General features: G+C 59.6%; 17 protein-coding genes. 9 read left to right on the forward strand and 8 right to left on the reverse strand.

All coding sequences use genetic code 11. The features are described from left to right. Positions 1-44 precede the first annotated feature (44 nt). The 3 genes from NW835_RS04820 to malQ all read left to right on the forward strand — a co-directional run bounded on the left by NW835_RS04820 (position 45) and on the right by malQ (position 2,894). The gene (locus NW835_RS04820) at positions 45-530 is read left to right on the forward strand and encodes a MarR family winged helix-turn-helix transcriptional regulator (protein WP_414414668.1); all 486 of its coding nucleotides are present in this window, start codon (positions 45-47) and stop codon (positions 528-530) included. A gap of 46 nt (positions 531-576) precedes the next feature. Then, a complete protein-coding gene (gene pyrE / locus NW835_RS04825; RefSeq protein ID WP_414364853.1) occupies positions 577-1,206 on the forward strand; it encodes an orotate phosphoribosyltransferase in 630 nt (209 codons plus the stop codon). Between the two features lie 95 nt (positions 1,207-1,301). After that, positions 1,302-2,894: a 4-alpha-glucanotransferase gene (gene malQ / locus NW835_RS04830; protein ID WP_414414669.1), complete on the forward strand. Its 1,593-nt coding sequence runs from the start codon at positions 1,302-1,304 to the stop codon at positions 2,892-2,894. A 51-nt stretch (positions 2,895-2,945) separates the two neighbouring features. Here the strand turns inward: malQ and thrS are convergent, their stop codons facing one another. Further along, entirely contained in the window at positions 2,946-4,757 is a 1,812-nt protein-coding gene (gene thrS / locus NW835_RS04835) for a threonine--tRNA ligase (protein WP_414414658.1), read from the reverse strand. A 176-nt stretch (positions 4,758-4,933) separates the two neighbouring features. Between thrS and NW835_RS04840 the strand changes: the two genes are divergently transcribed. Further along, on the forward strand, positions 4,934-6,649 hold the full coding sequence (locus NW835_RS04840) for an HD domain-containing protein (protein ID WP_414414659.1): 1,716 nt from the start codon (positions 4,934-4,936) through the stop codon (positions 6,647-6,649). 279 nt (positions 6,650-6,928) lie between these two features. Here the strand turns inward: NW835_RS04840 and NW835_RS04845 are convergent, their stop codons facing one another. Next, positions 6,929-8,623: an S-layer protein gene (locus tag NW835_RS04845; RefSeq protein WP_414414660.1), complete on the reverse strand. Its 1,695-nt coding sequence runs from the start codon at positions 8,621-8,623 to the stop codon at positions 6,929-6,931. A gap of 321 nt (positions 8,624-8,944) precedes the next feature. Here NW835_RS04845 and psbE point away from each other — a divergent pair, with 321 nt between their 5' ends. The 4 genes from psbE (at position 8,945) to NW835_RS04865 (ending at position 10,022) form a co-directional block, all read left to right on the forward strand. Further along, on the forward strand, positions 8,945-9,190 hold the full coding sequence (gene psbE / locus NW835_RS04850; RefSeq protein ID WP_011431225.1) for a cytochrome b559 subunit alpha: 246 nt from the start codon (positions 8,945-8,947) through the stop codon (positions 9,188-9,190). Positions 9,191-9,556: 366 nt separating this feature from the next. After that, positions 9,557-9,700: a cytochrome b559 subunit beta gene (gene psbF, locus NW835_RS04855; RefSeq protein WP_414364828.1), complete on the forward strand. Its 144-nt coding sequence runs from the start codon at positions 9,557-9,559 to the stop codon at positions 9,698-9,700. A gap of 5 nt (positions 9,701-9,705) precedes the next feature. Continuing rightward, the gene (locus tag NW835_RS04860; RefSeq protein WP_011431223.1) at positions 9,706-9,831 is read left to right on the forward strand and encodes a photosystem II reaction center protein L; all 126 of its coding nucleotides are present in this window, start codon (positions 9,706-9,708) and stop codon (positions 9,829-9,831) included. A gap of 71 nt (positions 9,832-9,902) precedes the next feature. Beyond that, positions 9,903-10,022 carry a photosystem II reaction center protein J gene (locus NW835_RS04865; RefSeq protein WP_011431222.1) on the forward strand — a complete coding sequence of 40 codons (120 nt, stop codon included), beginning with the start codon at positions 9,903-9,905 and terminating at the stop codon, positions 10,020-10,022. A 329-nt stretch (positions 10,023-10,351) separates the two neighbouring features. On the opposite strand, the gene NW835_RS04870 is transcribed toward NW835_RS04865, so the two are convergent. From NW835_RS04870 to NW835_RS04895, 6 genes are all read right to left on the reverse strand, one after another. Further along, positions 10,352-11,545: a class I SAM-dependent methyltransferase gene (locus NW835_RS04870; RefSeq protein WP_414414661.1), complete on the reverse strand. Its 1,194-nt coding sequence runs from the start codon at positions 11,543-11,545 to the stop codon at positions 10,352-10,354. 62 nt (positions 11,546-11,607) lie between these two features. Further along, on the reverse strand, positions 11,608-11,781 hold the full coding sequence (locus tag NW835_RS04875; protein WP_414364832.1) for a hypothetical protein: 174 nt from the start codon (positions 11,779-11,781) through the stop codon (positions 11,608-11,610). A gap of 47 nt (positions 11,782-11,828) precedes the next feature. Then, complete coding sequence (locus NW835_RS04880) at positions 11,829-12,374, reverse strand: NAD(P)H-quinone oxidoreductase subunit J (RefSeq protein WP_414364834.1); 546 nt, start codon at positions 12,372-12,374, stop codon at positions 11,829-11,831. A 1-nt stretch (position 12,375) separates the two neighbouring features. Next, on the reverse strand, positions 12,376-13,116 hold the full coding sequence (locus NW835_RS04885; RefSeq protein ID WP_414364836.1) for an NADH dehydrogenase subunit K: 741 nt from the start codon (positions 13,114-13,116) through the stop codon (positions 12,376-12,378). Continuing rightward, positions 13,107-13,469 (reverse strand): photosynthetic/respiratory NAD(P)H-quinone oxidoreductase subunit C, encoded by a 363-nt coding sequence (gene ndhC / locus NW835_RS04890; protein WP_011430811.1) that lies wholly within the window; start codon positions 13,467-13,469, stop codon positions 13,107-13,109. Before ndhC ends, NW835_RS04885 begins: the two co-directional genes overlap by 10 nt. Positions 13,470-13,553: 84 nt before the next feature. Beyond that, positions 13,554-13,817 carry a hypothetical protein gene (locus NW835_RS04895; protein ID WP_414364838.1) on the reverse strand — a complete coding sequence of 88 codons (264 nt, stop codon included), beginning with the start codon at positions 13,815-13,817 and terminating at the stop codon, positions 13,554-13,556. 165 nt (positions 13,818-13,982) lie between these two features. On the opposite strand from NW835_RS04895, the gene NW835_RS04900 reads away from it, so the two are divergent. Then, the gene (locus tag NW835_RS04900) at positions 13,983-14,627 is read left to right on the forward strand and encodes an XRE family transcriptional regulator (RefSeq protein WP_414414662.1); all 645 of its coding nucleotides are present in this window, start codon (positions 13,983-13,985) and stop codon (positions 14,625-14,627) included. The last annotated feature ends 284 nt before the right edge of the window (positions 14,628-14,911 follow it).

Genomic DNA, 14,911 nt, shown 5'->3' on the forward strand with positions numbered 1-14,911 from the left:
CCCGCCTACGCGGTGGGGTAGTTCATTCGGAGAAACAAGCCTTCCTGGAGCGATGGCGCGATATTCTGGCCCCCTATTCTCTGGGCTATCGCCTTCGGCTGTTGTCGCAATTGGTGCGGCGGAAATTTCAGGCCTACCTCGAGCCCTTCGGCCTGAGCACCTCCCAGGGGGTGGTGCTTTGCTGCCTCTGGAAAGAAGACGGGATCCCCACCTCCACCATCTGGGAGCGCCTGCAGCAGTTGGGGGGCACCATAACCGGTGTCTTGGACGGCATGGAGGAACGGGAGCTGATCCGGCGGCAGCGGGACCCCAAGGATCGGCGGATCTGGCGGGTTCACCTCACCCCTGCCGGAGAGAAGTTGAAAGAAATTTTACCCCCTCTCACTGGGGAGTTGCGGGAGCAAACCTACGGCTGTCTCAGTCTAGAAGAACGGGCAACCCTGTCGCGGCTGGTGGATCGCCTGATTGCCCACTTGTCGGAGGAGTCGGATGCCACGGTGGTGGCAGAGCCGAACCATAGCTTGTCCTAGTGTTTACCCAATCCCTATCCTTAGCTATGGGTTGATGGTTGAGCTGATGGGGATCCCTGCAGTGTTGCTCCTGGATTGTTCTCCCTCAAGTCTTTCCCCGGCTGAGGCGCGGGAGAAATTGCTGTATCTGCTGGCCCAACTGGCCTACCGCGAGGGATCCTTTACCCTCACCTCCGGGCAGCAGAGCTCCTACTACATTAACTGCAAGCCAGTTACCCTCCACCCCCAGGGAGCCTACCTGGTGGGATCCCTGCTGCATCGGCTACTGCCCCCTGAGACCGAGGCAGTTGCCGGCATGACCTTGGGAGCGGATCCCTTGGTCACGGCGGTGGGTTTGGCGTCTCTGCAGGCTGAGCCGTCCAACCTGGCAGCCCTGATTGTCCGCAAAGAGCCCAAGGGACATGGCACACAAGCTTGGATCGAAGGGCCGGAACTGCCGGCGGGCAGCCGGATTTGGATCTTGGAAGATGTGGTCACCACTGGCGGCTCCGCCCTCAAAGCTGTAGAGCGGGTGCGGGCAGCGGGCTATCGGGCAGAAGGGATCCTGGCTTTGGTGGATCGACTGGAAGGGGCAGAGGCCCGTTACCGCGAAGTAGGGATCCCTTTTCGCCGCCTGTTTACCCTCGAAGAGGTGCAGGCTTGCCACCGGGCTGTCTGCCAAGGTTGGAGGAGCTAGCTTGGAGGGATTCTGTCTCCTCTGGAGCTGTCCATCCAACTGCAAAAGTGACAGCATAGGCGGTGGAATACTTGGTTGGGCAAAAGGGCATAGCCATGCGCATGGGCAGACTCAGTGGGATCCTCCTCCATCCAACCTCTTTGCCAGGGCCATTTGGCATCGGCGACCTGGGGCCGGCTGCTTACCGGTTTGTGGATTTTTTGGTGGAGAGCGGCCAGCGCCTCTGGCAGGTGCTGCCTCTGGGGCCCACCGGCTGGGGCAACTCCCCCTACATGAGCTTTTCCGCCATTGCCGGCAACCCGCTGCTGATTAGCCCAGAGCTGCTGGTCAAAGCCGGTTGGCTGGAACCCAACGGCTGGCAGGATCTGCCCCAATGGCCGACCATCCAGGCGGGGAATGGCGAGCGGGTGGACTACGAAGCCGTGATCCCCTTCAAGCTGGGCTTGTTGCGCCGCGCCTGGGCCACTTTCAAAGACAAGGCCACCGCCGCCGACTGGGAAGCCTTTCAAGCCTACTGTGCTGCCGAGGCCGACTGGCTGCCGGACTACGCTCTATTCATGGCCCTTAAAGAGGTGTATGGTGACCAGGAGTGGACCCAATGGGATCCGGCCCTGGCACAACGGGATCCCCTGGCTTTGCAAGAGGCCCGCGACCGCTATGCCGATGCCATTACCCAACAGATGTTTTGGCAATACCTATTTGCCCAACAGTGGGGATCTCTGCGGGAGTATGCCCATCGGCATCAGGTGCGGCTGATCGGCGACTTGCCCATCTATGTCGCCCCCAACAGTGCCGATGTGTGGGCCAACCGCGAGCTGTTTCACCTGGATGAGCAGGGACGGCCCCTGCAGGTAGCCGGCGTGCCCCCCGACTATTTCAGCCCCACTGGGCAGCGCTGGGGTAACCCTCTCTACAACTGGGAGGTGCTCAAGGCTCGCGGCTACGACTGGTGGATCCGGCGCATCCAGGCCATTCTCAAGCAGGTGGACTGCGTCCGCATCGACCACTTCCGGGGCTTCGAGAGCTACTGGGCCATCCCTGGCGAGGCGGAAACAGCAGTAGAAGGCGAGTGGCAGAAAGGGCCGGGGGCTGACTTCTTTCAGGCGTTGGCCGACCGGCTGGGGGAAATTCCGGTGATTGCCGAAGACCTGGGGGACATCACACCGGAAGTGTTGCAACTGCGGGATCAATTTGGCTTGCCCGGCATGAAAGTGCTGCTCTTTGCCTTTGGCTCGGGGCCCGATAACCCCTATTTGCCCCATAGTTATGAGCGCAACTTCGTCGTCTATACCGGCACCCACGACAACAACACCGTGGTGGGCTGGTTTCATGACCCAGAACGCCCGGAGTGGGAAAAACAAAATCTGTTGCGCTACCTGGGCTGTCAGGGATCTGACGGCATCCACTGGGATCTGATTCGCCTGGCCCTGGCTTCCGTGGCCGACCTGGCCATCATTCCCCTGCAAGATGTGATGGGCCTGGGGGCAGAGGCGCGCATGAACTTCCCCGGCAGGGCCGAGAACAACTGGGCCTGGCGCTACCGCGAGGAGATGCTGCGGCCGGAGCTGGCCCAGCGGCTGGCGGAGCTGAGCGTCACCTACGGGCGCATCTCCCCGCAAGACTTTGAGCAGCGGCGGGCGGCCTTGGCCCAAGAGCGGGCGGCTGCGGCAGCCTCAAGCCCTGCCTAGTTTGCCGAAAGATAAAGGAGCAATTCTCAGCTAGATTCCATCCCACCCGCGCTAGTCCAGCGCTCGCGCCTGGGCCAGGAACTCCGCCACCGTCAGGGATCCCAGGTCTTGGCCGTGGCGCTGGCGCACGCTGACTGTGCCGGTTGCCTGTTCTTTTTCTCCCACAATGAGCATGAAGGGGATCCTGGCCTTCTCGGCGTTGCGGATCTTTTTGGGCAGGCGGTCGCTGTCGGCATCGATGTGGACGCGGATCCCCTGTTCCCGCAGCTGGTCCCGCACCTGGGTGGCATAGCCCAGGTATTGGTCGGAAACGGGCAAAATGCGCACCTGTTCTGGCGCTAGCCAGAAGGGAAAATCCCCCGCGTATTCTTCAATGAGGATTCCAATGAGCCGCTCCAGCGAGCCAAAGGGAGCGCGGTGGATCATCACCGGCCGCTGCCGGGATCCGTCTTCGGCTACATAGTACAAATCAAAGCGCTGCGGGTTTTGATAATCCACCTGCACCGTGCCCAACTGCCACTCCCGATCCAGCGCGTCGCGGAAAATAAAGTCCAGCTTTGGCCCGTAGAAAGCCGCCTCCCCAATCCCTTCAAAATGCGGCATTGATAGCTTCTCCACCGCTCGCCGAATGGCATTTTCGGCCATGTCCCACTCTTCCGGGGATCCCAAATATTTATCGGATTTGGGATCGCGGAAGCTGAGGCGGGCGCGAAAATCCTTGAGTCTGAGCTTCTCGAAAACGACCAGAATGAGATCGACAACCTTGAGAAACTCTTCTTCCAACTGATCGGGCCGGACAAACAAATGGGCATCATCTACCGTGAAGCCGCGAACGCGAGTTAACCCTCCCAGCTCTCCCGATTGTTCGTAGCGATAGACGGTGCCGAATTCGGCATAGCGCAGCGGCAAATCGCGGTAGGAGCGCAGCTCCGATTTATAGATTTGGATGTGAAAAGGGCAGTTCATCGGCTTCATGACAAAGCCCTGCTCTGCCGCCCGCGCTTCTTCGCTTTCCGCCATCAGGGGAAACATATCTTCTCGATACTTTTGCCAGTGGCCGGAGATCTTGAACAGATCCACGCGGGCGATGTGGGGCGTCACCACCGGCAGATAGCCCCGCTTGAGCTGCTCCTGCTTGAGAAAATCCTCCAGCACCCAGCGCAGGGTAGTTCCTTTGGGGGTCCAAAGGGGCAGGCCCGGCCCCACCTCGTCGGAAAAGATGAAAAGGCCCAGCTCCTTGCCCAGCTTGCGGTGATCCCGCCGTTTGGCCTCTTCCAGCCGCCGCTTGTATTCCTTCAGCTCCTCTGGCGTCTCCCAGGCGGTGCCGTAGATGCGTTGAAGCTGGGGCTTGGTCTCGTCCCCCCGCCAATAGGCGCCGGCCACGCTGAGCAGGTCAAAAGCTTTGGGGTTGATCTCCTTAGTGTTTTCCACGTGGGGGCCGGCACAGAGATCCCACCACTCGTCCCCCAGATGATAAATGGTGATCGGCTCGCCTTCGGGGATGCTGTCCAGGATCTCCAACTTGTAAGGCTCGCCGAGGGCTTCAATGCGGCGTCTGGCTTCTTCCCGGCTCACCTCCTCGCGGATCACCGGCAAGCCTTTCTTGATGATGGCCTGCATCTCTTTTTTGATGCGCTCCAGATCTTCCGGGGTGAAGGGCTGGGGATGGTCAAAGTCGTAGTAAAAGCCGTAGTCGGTCGTCGGGCCGATGGTGACCTGGGCCTTGGGAAACAGCTTTTGCACCGCCATCGCCAGGACGTGGGAGGTGGTGTGGCGGATGCGCTCCAGCTTGGGAGATTCGTGGGTACGCAGCAGCTTGAGAGGGCTGTTGGCCTGCTGAGGCGACGCGGCTGGTTGAGACATCGGAACCCGCTTAACGACAAAAAAACGACTATCCGTGTCCCTATCTTAGGCTGAGCCCAGGGCAGACGGGATCCCAGGCGGGGGGAATTGCCCCCTTGAACCTCAGTCCACAACCTGGCCAGGAAAAAGGGGGGAAAGCACACAGTATTCTAGAAGTGTGGCAACCCCTTCGATTCATGGTCTCTTCGCTCGCCAACCTTGCCGAACGCTCTGCCGCCGCCTCCGAAGCGAAACCGGTCTCCTCTTCTGAATCTGGAGTTGCTCCGGTTATCGCCGCCATCGATGTGGGCAGCAACTCCCTGCACATGGTGGTGGTGCGCATCAATCCCCACATCCCCAGCTTCACCATCATCTCCCGCGAAAAAGCCACCGTCCGCCTGGGAGAGTTTTGCAGCCAAACGGGCGCCCTGACGCCTGCCGCCATGGAACGGGCGCGGGTGGCTCTGCAGCGGTTTTGCCGCCTTGCTGAAAGCTTTCAGGTGCAAGATATTGTTGCGGTGGCCACCAGTGCCGTGCGCGAAGCCCCCAATGGGCCGGAGTTTTTGAAGCGGATCGAGCGGGAGCTGGGCCTGCGGGTAGAGCTGATCTCAGGCCAGGAGGAAGCCCGCCGCATCTACCTGGGCGTGCTCTCGGCCATGGAGTTCCACAACCGGCTGCACGCGGTGGTGGATATCGGCGGCGGCTCCACCGAGCTGATTCTGGGCAACGGCCAAGAGCCGGAGTTCCTGCGCAGCATCAAGGTGGGAGCGGTGCGCCTGACCCAAGCGTTTTTGCGCCACGACCCACCCACCCCTGCCGAGCTGCAGGCCCTGCGACAACACATCCGCGGCATGCTGGAAGCTCCCATCGAGCAGATGAGGCGCATCGTTGCTGCTTCCCAACAGCCGGGATCCCTGACCTTGGTGGGCACCTCCGGCACCATCGAGTGCCTGGCCCAGTTGGATGCCCGCCGCCGCTTGGGTGCTCCCCCCACTCGCCTGCAGGGGTATGAGTTCAGCCTGGAAGCCCTGCGGGGCTATGTCAAAGAGCTGCGCTCTCTCACGGTAGCCGAACGGCAAAAGCTGCCCGGTCTGGGAGAAAGACGCGGGGAGATCATCCTGGCCGGGGCGGTCATTTTGGAGGAGGTGATGAGCCTGCTGGGGGTGGAGCGGATCCAGTTTTGCGAGCGGGCGCTGCGGGAAGGGCTGATCGTAGATTGGATGATCGGCCAGGGGCTCATTGAAGATCGGCTGCGCTACCACAGCTCGGTGCGGCGGCGCAGCGTCCTCAAGTTGGCGGAAAAATATCAGGTGGAGATCCCCTATGCCGAGCGGGTGGCGGAGTTTGCCCTCAGCCTTTTCGATCAGACCCGCGGCATCCTGCACTCCTGGGGATCCCGGGAGCGGGCTCTTCTCTGGGCGGCCGCCATGCTGCACAACTGCGGCCACTTCATCAGCCATGCCGCCCACCACAAACACTCCTACTACCTCATCCGCCACGGGGAGCTCCTGGGCTTCAACGAAGAAGAGGTGGAGGTGATCGCCAACCTGGCCCGCTACCACCGCAAGTCGCCCCCCAAGAAGAAGCACGAGAACTTCCAGCGCCTCAGCGACGAGCGAGATCGCCAAGTGGTGCTGGAACTTAGCCCCTTGTTGCGCATAGCCTGTGCTCTGGATCGCCGCCGCCTGCAGGCCATCCAAGGGCTCCACTGCCGCTTTCAGCTTCTGGGAGAAGGCCCCCGCCAGATGGAGCTGATTTTGGATCCCAGGCATCCCAACGACGACTGTGCCCTGGAGCTGTGGAGCTTGAACGAGAAGAAAAAGGCCTTCGAGCAACAGTTCAAGCTGCAGGTGATTCCCAAATTATCCACCCAGATCCAGCGCAGCGCGGATCCCTTTGAGGCAGCCGTCTAGCCAAGGGGCATATAGTCGTTTCAAACAAGACGAAGACACTTTGCCGCTGGCCCTCACCCCCAGCCCCTCTCCCAGAGGGAGAGGGGAGTTAGAGCGGCGCGTTCGCGACAGCATTGCGTAGTAATGACGACGCGGAGAAATGTTTTATTACCATTTGAGATGGCTATAACTACCAGGCTGCCGGTGATCGCCAATAGCTGGGCAATCGGATCGTATGTCTTTAACTACAGCTTGCGCCAGCGGGATAAAGTTCTCGCGATGCTGCGCAGCAAGTTTTGCTCAGGGAGCGATGGTGATTGGCGAGGGGCTGGTTTGGACGGCCCTTTGCCCGCCCCGCTCCAGGATCACCTCAATGAGGCCGTTGTTGACCGGCTGCATGTTGAAGGGCAGTTGTTGCTGGGTTTCATAGAGTCCGGGCGCCACCTCCCGCATCTCCACCTCTGGCGTCACCCCGACGATGCGAAAAGCTGCCCGCCCCCCCGGATCCCCTCGCATCGTCACTTTGAGGATCTCGCCCATGCGCAGGCTGGTGCTGTTGGTGGTAATGCTAAAAATCTGAGGCGGCCCAGCAGCGACAGGCCGAGAAGCTGGCTGAATGGTGGAGCGGGTTCCCTTGGATCCATCGATTGCAAAAGGGAAGATCTCGCGGTACTCCTGGCTGAGGCCGTCTTTGCTGAGCACAATTCGCAAAACAGGGTTGCTGGCTTGGTGGGTGGGGGCCACCACGTAGGTGCCCTCGTAGTGGTTGGGTCTCACTTCTCGCATCGGCTGGTTCAGGGCCAGATTCCCCAAATCAAACTGGGCGATCCCTCCCGAGTCCCCCCAGATGGCAATGGTGAGGATATCCCCTTCCACCAGGTCGCGCTGGGGATCCAGGCGAATCGCCGCAATGCGCGGATAGCGGTTGCCGGCTGCGGCCAGAGGGGCGGGGGTGGCTGGCTGCGGCAGAGGGGCGGGGGGAGGAAACACCGGTTCCACCGACGGGGGAGCGACATTGCCCAGGACCAGTTGAGGGAGCCGCCGCTGAACGCGGGTGCTGACTCCATTAAGGCTCAGTTGGATGCGGATATCGGGGCCGAAGGCGCTGTCTTGAGGGCCAAGGGTGTAAATGGCGCGGTAATAGCCGGGCTGCACTTCTTCCATGGGCAAACCCCGCACCAGGTCGCCAATATCCACCGTGGCCCTGCCGTTGGGAGTACCCTGGGCCTCAACGGTCAAGGTTTTCCCTGCCGGCACCACTCCCGACTCAGGGATAACCCGCGTTTGCAAGATTTCGGGTTGGATGGTCTCGGCCACCGCAGCGGGAGAAGGCCGCAACTGCACCACCGGAGGCGGCAAGGGTGGAAGCTGACCGCGATACACCAACGCCTGATGTAACAGCACCGCCCCCTCAGCTCGGCTCAGCACCCGATTGGGCCGCAGCCGGGCGGGATCCGGCACATTCACCAATAGCCCCGCTTTGCCCGCCATGGCCACAAAGGCCCGTCCCACCTCCGGCACCTCAGCAGCATCGCTGTAGAGAGCCATCCATTGCTCTATGGCCTCTGGGCTGGGAGGTGGTAACTGCAATGCCCGCACCAAAATGGCTAGGGCTTCCAGGTGGGTGAGATCTCCTTGCGGACGAAACTCGTTGCCCTCATACAGGCGCATCGCCCCTGCCTGCAGCACCGCCTGGGCCGTCCAATAATCGGGGGTATTGGGCTCGAGATCGCGAATTTCTTGCACCTGGTTGGGGTTGGGGATGTAGCCGAAAAACTCCGTCAGCCACTGGGCCAATTCTAGTCGGGTGAGAGTGGCCGACAGCGGCTCCTGGGTGAGCACCAGATCGGTCTGGCGCTCCAGCGCCGCCACGTAGGCATCGGCCCAGGCCAGTGAGGCTTGCTGCTCTACTCCTTGGGACCAAGCCGGCAGGCTGACGCTCGACCAGCCTAGCGTCCAACACAAACTCAGAGCTAGGGGCCACGAGCACCGCATAGCTGTTACTCCTGTTCCGTTGACATCCCCCCAGGGCCAGCTTACCTCAAAGTTCCGCCTTGCCCTCAAGCCCTCGATACCAGTTGGGATTGCGCCCTTTGGCAGTGGGATCCCCAACCCCCAGGCGTGCGGGCTCACCCTGGGGATCCCTGGGATTGAACTCAGAGGCTGTTAGGAGATCTGACCTATGCAAGATGGAGTCTGGCTTGCCGGCAAACGGCTTGAGCCATCGTCTTGTAACTTGTAGCTGTGCATGCAAATCCCTATCATTGTGTTATAGACTCAAAGAGCCCTTTTGCCCCTAGTGCAGGGAGGAGTTTCATGGCTGGCAACACTGGAGAGCGACCTTTTGTCGATATTATTACCAGCGTCCGCTACTGGGTTATTCATGCCCTGACCATTCCCGCTTTGTTTTTGGCGGGTTGGCTTTTTGTCAGCACCGGCTTGGCTTATGATATCTTTGGTACTCCACGCCCCAATGAGTATTTCACCGCAGAGCGGCAGGAGTTGCCGATTGTCAGCGACCGCTTCAACGCTCTCGAGCAACTGGAAAAGTTAACTCGCTAGGAAAGAGCAGGGCCAGGCTGGCAACTCTTTAGCTTAATCGGCGGGAAGCCCCACACTGTATTTGTGAACTGTATTTACTCAAAAGCAAATCAGTGTCGGGATAAAGGCTGTTTGTGCTACAATTGAGGAGAACAAGTTAAATCTCTGGAGAGTTTTCCTGACTTGTTCCCGACGCGGGCCGCACGGTGGCACCACGCTGAGACCTCTGTACCAACAAGTCTGTGAAGCATGAAGACCGTGCTCTATCGGTTCGCGCAGTGTGGCGTAAGCCATGCTGTGCTGACTCAACGAAGATGAGGGTCGGCGATCGTTCACCTGTTGCGATTTGTAAATCTATTTTGTGTTCCAAGAGCCAGGATCTGGACTATGGCGACCAAATCTGTAAACAACCCTGATGAGCCCGTTTTTTACCCTGTTTTTACCGTCCGTTGGTTGGCGGTGCATACTTTGGCAATTCCAACCGTTTTCTTTCTGGGAGCTATTGCTGCGATGCAGTTTATTCAACGGTGAACCCCATGGCTGATCAACCCGAAAAGAATCCCAACACCCAACCGGTAGAGCTAAACCGCACTTCCCTATACCTGGGCTTGCTGCTGGTGTTTGTGGTTGGGCTGCTGTTTTCCAGCTACTTTCTCAACTGAGACTTTAATCCATCTCCGGTCTTAAGTTGAGAAAAGCTGCAGGAATCAATTTCTTTTGGAGGCCAGTTGCTATGACTAGTCAGGCAAGGATCCCTCTGTGGATAGTGGCTGTGGTTGTCGGTTTGGGTGTAGTCACGGTGGTTGGGCTTTTCTTCTATGGCTCCTATACCGGTCTTGGAGCCCCCGTGTAGTTTAGAGAAGTAGAGGAGCGCGAGGGGCAGTAATCCACACGACCCCTCGCTCTGTTTCGTTTTAGGGTATGCTTGACACTCCGCCGACTTTAAGTCGGGGGATTCTTACGCAGTCCACAAGCGGACTTGTAAAAGCACTGTCAAGACGCCTCTACACAGTTCCCTAGGGCAAAGCCCCAAGGTTCAGCTTACTTTGCGGAGCAACGCTTCCACGCTATGCACTGGTCGGGTTCGCAGTAGGTGCTTGCTAAGGCCTCCGGCCCGCTGGGGCAAAGGGAGAGCAACTCAAGTTGCTTGCAGGCTTCTCCACCCTCCACTTTAGTGCGGGGCTACCAAGCTATCCCCCTGTGTAGCTCCGGATCGACAAAGCCCCGCAGTGGCTGGGCATACTCCGAGTCGCTCAGGCCCTTGGCCTGCAGCAGCACCCCAAAGCTCCCCAACCCCAGCGGATCCAGCAGAGCGTGAAGGGCATGTCGCCGTCGCAACACCTGGCCCAGATCCCCCCCCTCGTCGCCAACTTGGCTGAGGTCGGCTAGCCTTTTCGCCAATCCCAGGTTTACCAAAAAGTAGCTCTGCTGGGTGAAGCCCAGGCACTTGAGCCCCAGAGATTCCCCCACCTGCTGCAAGGTGGTAAAGTCCACATGGGCAGTGAGATCTTGGGATCCCACCCAGACATAGGGATCCGCGTAGGTGCCGTGTTGGCGGTAGGCCAGGAGCGTGCCCTGGAAGCGCTGGGGGCTGTAGTAGCGCTGGGCGGTGTAGCCGTAGTCAAGGGTGAGCACGTAGCCCCGTCGCAGCTTGCGGGCCAAAAGCTGGAGCCACTCTAGGGCCTTGAGGTTGACCTCGGTTTGGTAGCCGGAGGGGTAAGTGGCAATCGGGATCCCCAGGCGGGCAAAGTAGGTTTCCAGCGCGGGCGTAGAGGGAGCCCCCAACACTTCTCGGAAGCCCCCCTCTTCCCCCTCTGCCCAATCCACGTAGATTTCCCGCAAGGCCCCTGCCTGCACCTGTACCCGATGGACTGGGAAGGCGTCCACCAGCTCATTGGAAAAAAAACAGCCGGTTACCGAGCCATCTGGGATCTCGTCCCACTCTAGCCAGCGCACCTTCTTGCCATAGCCGGCCAAGCGCTCTTGCTGCAGCCGCCGCAAAAAAGCAGAGCGCTCGAGGATCCCGTACTCCAGGGCTTGCCAGAAGTCAGGCCAAGTGGAGCCCACATAGGCCAGCCAATCTTCAGCCAGGCGGCCGCTGCCCGCCCCCATCTCAATCACCGCAAAATGGGGGGGGGATCCCAAAATGTGCCAGAACTGGAAGATCTGCTCAGCCAACAGTTGGGCAAAATCCGCCGCCAAGTGGGGGGAGGTGCGATAGTCATAGCCGAGGGGGAGATGCTCCCGCTCGTAGTAACCCAGCCCTGGCTCGTAGAGGGCCCACTCCATGAACTGGGCAAAGGTCACTGGTCCCCGAGCGCGAATGCGGCTGCCAATCAGCTCTGGCAACCTTCGGTCGGCCTGCGAGGGCAACAAGGGCAAACCCGGATTGCCCAAGCCTAAGTCTTGCCTAGAAGGGCTTACCAATGGGGATAGACTCACTTATTCAAGGGACGACGCCAATTTTGGCGGAACTGGCGGTTGGTCAAGAGCAGCAGCGGCCAGAGGGCCGACACCGCCCACTTTCCAGAGCCTGAGTAGATGCGATCTGCCTTGCGGGCTGAGTACCAAACTCCCCCTGCGTAGATTACCAAGAGTAAAAAAGGCCACATCTCTCTCACGTCCTGCGAACGCTGCTCAGCCGGTTGAGGCATCCCCCCTAGTAGGCGTCCTGCAACTCATAGAAGTCAGGCGTGATATAGTCCTTGCGCAGCGGCCACCCAATCCAGTCTTCCGGCATCAAGATCCGCTTCAAGTTGGGGTGTCCCTCGAAGATGATGCCGTACATGTCATAAGTCTCCCGCTCCTGCCAGTCCGCCGACTTCCAGATCCAGTACACCGAAGGCACCCGCGGATCTTGGCGGGGCAGCTTCACCTGGATCCGCACCTCCTGCGGCCGATCTGCCCCGTCCACCAGCTTGATCAGGTGATAGAGGCTGACCAGAGGTTGCCCCGCCCCCAGGTCGTAGCCGCACTGGCACTCCAGGTAATTGAAGCCATAGGCATAGAGGGCAGTACACACAGGTAAGAGAAAGTCCCGCTCCACCTCCAACAGCTCCACTCCGGCGGCATCTCTACCCAGGTACTGATGGTCAAAGCCATTATCGGCGAGGAACTGGGAGACCGGCCCCCGCTCCAGCGTCGCCAATGGTTCTGTCGGCTCGGCTGTCGAGGACGGCTTTTCCTGGGCTTTGTCCTCTGTCATCTCACATTCCTCCCTGCAGCGCTTTGAGCTGTTGCTCTGCTCGCTTGAAGTCGGCCGTTTGCAGTGCCGGTGGCACCGGCAGGCCAATAGCAGCGGCCAACTCCGGCGGCGGGGCTTGGCGAGTTTCGCTCTCCAAATACTTGCCAGTGATGATCTCTGGCACCGGCTTGAGGTTGTGCTTGACGGTGTAGTAGCGGTGAGTTTGCTGCAGGCGGCCCCGCTCCCGCATATCCTCGGCGGCGATCTTCTTGCGCAGCTTGACGATGGCATCCATGATTGCCTCCGGGCGAGGCGGGCAGCCAGGAATGTACACGTCCACTGGGATCAGCTTATCTACCCCCCGCACCGCCGTGTAGGAATCGGAGCTGAACATGCCGCCGCTAATGGTACAGGCCCCCATGGCGATCACGTACTTCGGCTCGGCCATCTGTTGGTAGAGCTTGACCAGCGCCGGCGCCATCTTCATGGTTACGGTGCCTGCCGTGATGATCAAATCAGCCGTGCGCGGCGAAGAACGAGGCAACAGGCCGAAGCGGTCGAAATCGAAGCGGGAGCCCAGCATGGCTGCAAACTCGATGAAGCAGCAAGCAGTGCCGTAGAGGAGCGGCCAGAGGCTGGACATCTTCGCCCAGTTGTACAGGTCGTTAACCGTGGTGAGAACAACGTTGTTCGAGAGGTCTGTGGTAACTTGCGGGGCAGACGCCGGAAACAAGACTTCCGGCTCCTTAGAGGTCATGACCATTCCAGCGCTCCTTTTCTCCAAGCGTACACAAGGCCCACCACAAGGATGGCGATGAAAATCAGGGCCTCCACAAAGGCCAGCAGTCCCAAGCGATGAAAGGCCACCGCCCAGGGATAGAGGAATACGGTCTCTACGTCGAAAATGACGAAGACCAAAGCAAACATGTAGTAACGGATGTTGAACTGGATCCAGGCCTGGCCAAACGGCTCCATCCCCGACTCATAGGTGCTGCGGCGCAGGGATCCCCGCCGCTTTGGGGCTAAGAGCGCAGAAGCTCCCAGAGCCAAGACCGGCAGCAGGGCACAGACGATCAGAAAAACCAGCAAATACTCGTAGCCGGATAAGACAAACACGACGCCAGACCGCCTCCGGTGCTCAACATTTAGATACGTTTTCAGTATAGAGCCAGTCTGGAGCCTCCTGGCGCTGCCCAATCTTTAGTTCTGCTGATGGTCTCGATTGCAGGAGTGGCGTTTCTCCAGCCAACCCCACACCCCGCTCAGCAGGGCTCCAGCCATCAGGATCCCCAGCGCTGGCTGGAACAGAGGCAACCACAGCCGCAGCCAAAGTTTGTAGCCCAGCGGGATCCCAATGAAAGCTCCCGTTACCGAGAAGACAAACCAGACAAAGCCGGCAAACACCAGAAAGACTAGGGCAATGAGAAAATGATCCAGCCAGCGCTTCCAGTCTGAGACGGTCATAGGGATCAAGCCAGAACAAGTTGAGCCTCTCAGATCCTACTACTGGAAACTCTGCCCTCTTCCCTCCAACTCAGCATAAACACTATCCCCCACCCCTCACGGGGGTTGACTTGTCAATATATAGTGGTAGAAGTTTAGTTGTACACAACCTGTAGTGTTAAGCCGATGTCCACCTCCTCTGATTCCTCCTTTGCTGCCCGTTTGCGACAGGTGATCGGCAATGAGGCCATTTATGCGTTTGGGCGGCGGGCCGGCATTAGCGATACAGCCTTGCGCAGTTACCTCAAGGGATCCGTGCCCGGCATCGACAAGGCAGTGAAAATTGCCCAGGTGGGGGGGGTGAGTCTCAGTTGGCTGATTACGGGGGAGGGATCCCCTGGCGACGCCAAAACGGAGTATGTATACGTGCCTCTGGTGGATGTGGTTGCCTCGGCAGGGGCCGGGGCGCTGGTGCGGGAAGAGTCCATCGAGTCGGTGCTAGCTTTTGAGCGTAACTGGCTGCGGGCCCATCTGAAGGGGAACCCGGATGGGCTCAGCTTGATTCGGGTGCAAGGGGACAGCATGTCTCCCACCTTGGAAGATGGCGACTGGATCTTTGTCGAGCGGCAAGAAGAGCTGGGGGAGGAGGGCATCTACGTCTTTCAGAGGGATGGTGAGCTGTGGGTCAAACGGTTGCACCGCCTGTCGGGATCCCGAGTAAGAGTTATCAGTGACAACCCACGCTTTCCGTCTTTTGTGGTCGATTGTGCGGATCCCGTCAATGGCCTGACCCTTATAGGGCGCTATCGGGGCCGTCTTAGCTTCGACTAGGCTTTTGCCAAGGATGGCGGGAAGTGGCAGCCTGAGCAACCCCTAATCCTCTTGGCGAGCGGTGGTCGCCGGATAGGATCGACTCTAGGCGTTGAGTTGAGCCCGGTTTTCGCTCCTCGCCTACGCCCAGCCAGCCGGAGGTTTGCCTGCGATGCCTCGCCCATCCAAACGTGCAACGGTCTTTCTCAATCTCTCCAGTGGGCTCCTCTTGGTTGGCAGCGGCATCTGGGCGGGAATGGTGCTCCCGCAGCAGCTTCCGACCCAACCGCTGCCAAGATCGGAAG

This window comes from Synechococcus sp. OH2, from assembly GCF_047462155.1.
Taxonomy (GTDB): domain Bacteria; phylum Cyanobacteriota; class Cyanobacteriia; order Thermostichales; family Thermostichaceae; genus Thermostichus.

Excerpts from the sequence above, each read along its gene's own strand:
- pyrE (WP_414364853.1), top strand. The coding sequence starts at position 577 with ATGGGGATCCCTGCAGTGTTGCTCCTGGATTGTTCTCCCTCAAGTCTT.
- malQ (WP_414414669.1), top strand. The coding sequence starts at position 1,302 with ATGCGCATGGGCAGACTCAGTGGGATCCTCCTCCATCCAACCTCTTTG.
- thrS (WP_414414658.1), bottom strand. The coding sequence starts at position 4,757 with ATGTCTCAACCAGCCGCGTCGCCTCAGCAGGCCAACAGCCCTCTCAAG.
- NW835_RS04840 (WP_414414659.1), top strand. The coding sequence starts at position 4,934 with ATGGTCTCTTCGCTCGCCAACCTTGCCGAACGCTCTGCCGCCGCCTCC.
- NW835_RS04845 (WP_414414660.1), bottom strand. The coding sequence starts at position 8,623 with ATGCGGTGCTCGTGGCCCCTAGCTCTGAGTTTGTGTTGGACGCTAGGC.
- psbE (WP_011431225.1), top strand. The coding sequence starts at position 8,945 with ATGGCTGGCAACACTGGAGAGCGACCTTTTGTCGATATTATTACCAGC.
- psbF (WP_414364828.1), top strand. The coding sequence starts at position 9,557 with ATGGCGACCAAATCTGTAAACAACCCTGATGAGCCCGTTTTTTACCCT.
- NW835_RS04860 (WP_011431223.1), top strand. The coding sequence starts at position 9,706 with ATGGCTGATCAACCCGAAAAGAATCCCAACACCCAACCGGTAGAGCTA.
- NW835_RS04865 (WP_011431222.1), top strand. The coding sequence starts at position 9,903 with ATGACTAGTCAGGCAAGGATCCCTCTGTGGATAGTGGCTGTGGTTGTC.
- NW835_RS04875 (WP_414364832.1), bottom strand. The coding sequence starts at position 11,781 with ATGTGGCCTTTTTTACTCTTGGTAATCTACGCAGGGGGAGTTTGGTAC.
- NW835_RS04880 (WP_414364834.1), bottom strand. The coding sequence starts at position 12,374 with ATGACAGAGGACAAAGCCCAGGAAAAGCCGTCCTCGACAGCCGAGCCG.
- NW835_RS04885 (WP_414364836.1), bottom strand. The coding sequence starts at position 13,116 with ATGGTCATGACCTCTAAGGAGCCGGAAGTCTTGTTTCCGGCGTCTGCC.
- NW835_RS04895 (WP_414364838.1), bottom strand. The coding sequence starts at position 13,817 with ATGACCGTCTCAGACTGGAAGCGCTGGCTGGATCATTTTCTCATTGCC.
- NW835_RS04900 (WP_414414662.1), top strand. The coding sequence starts at position 13,983 with ATGTCCACCTCCTCTGATTCCTCCTTTGCTGCCCGTTTGCGACAGGTG.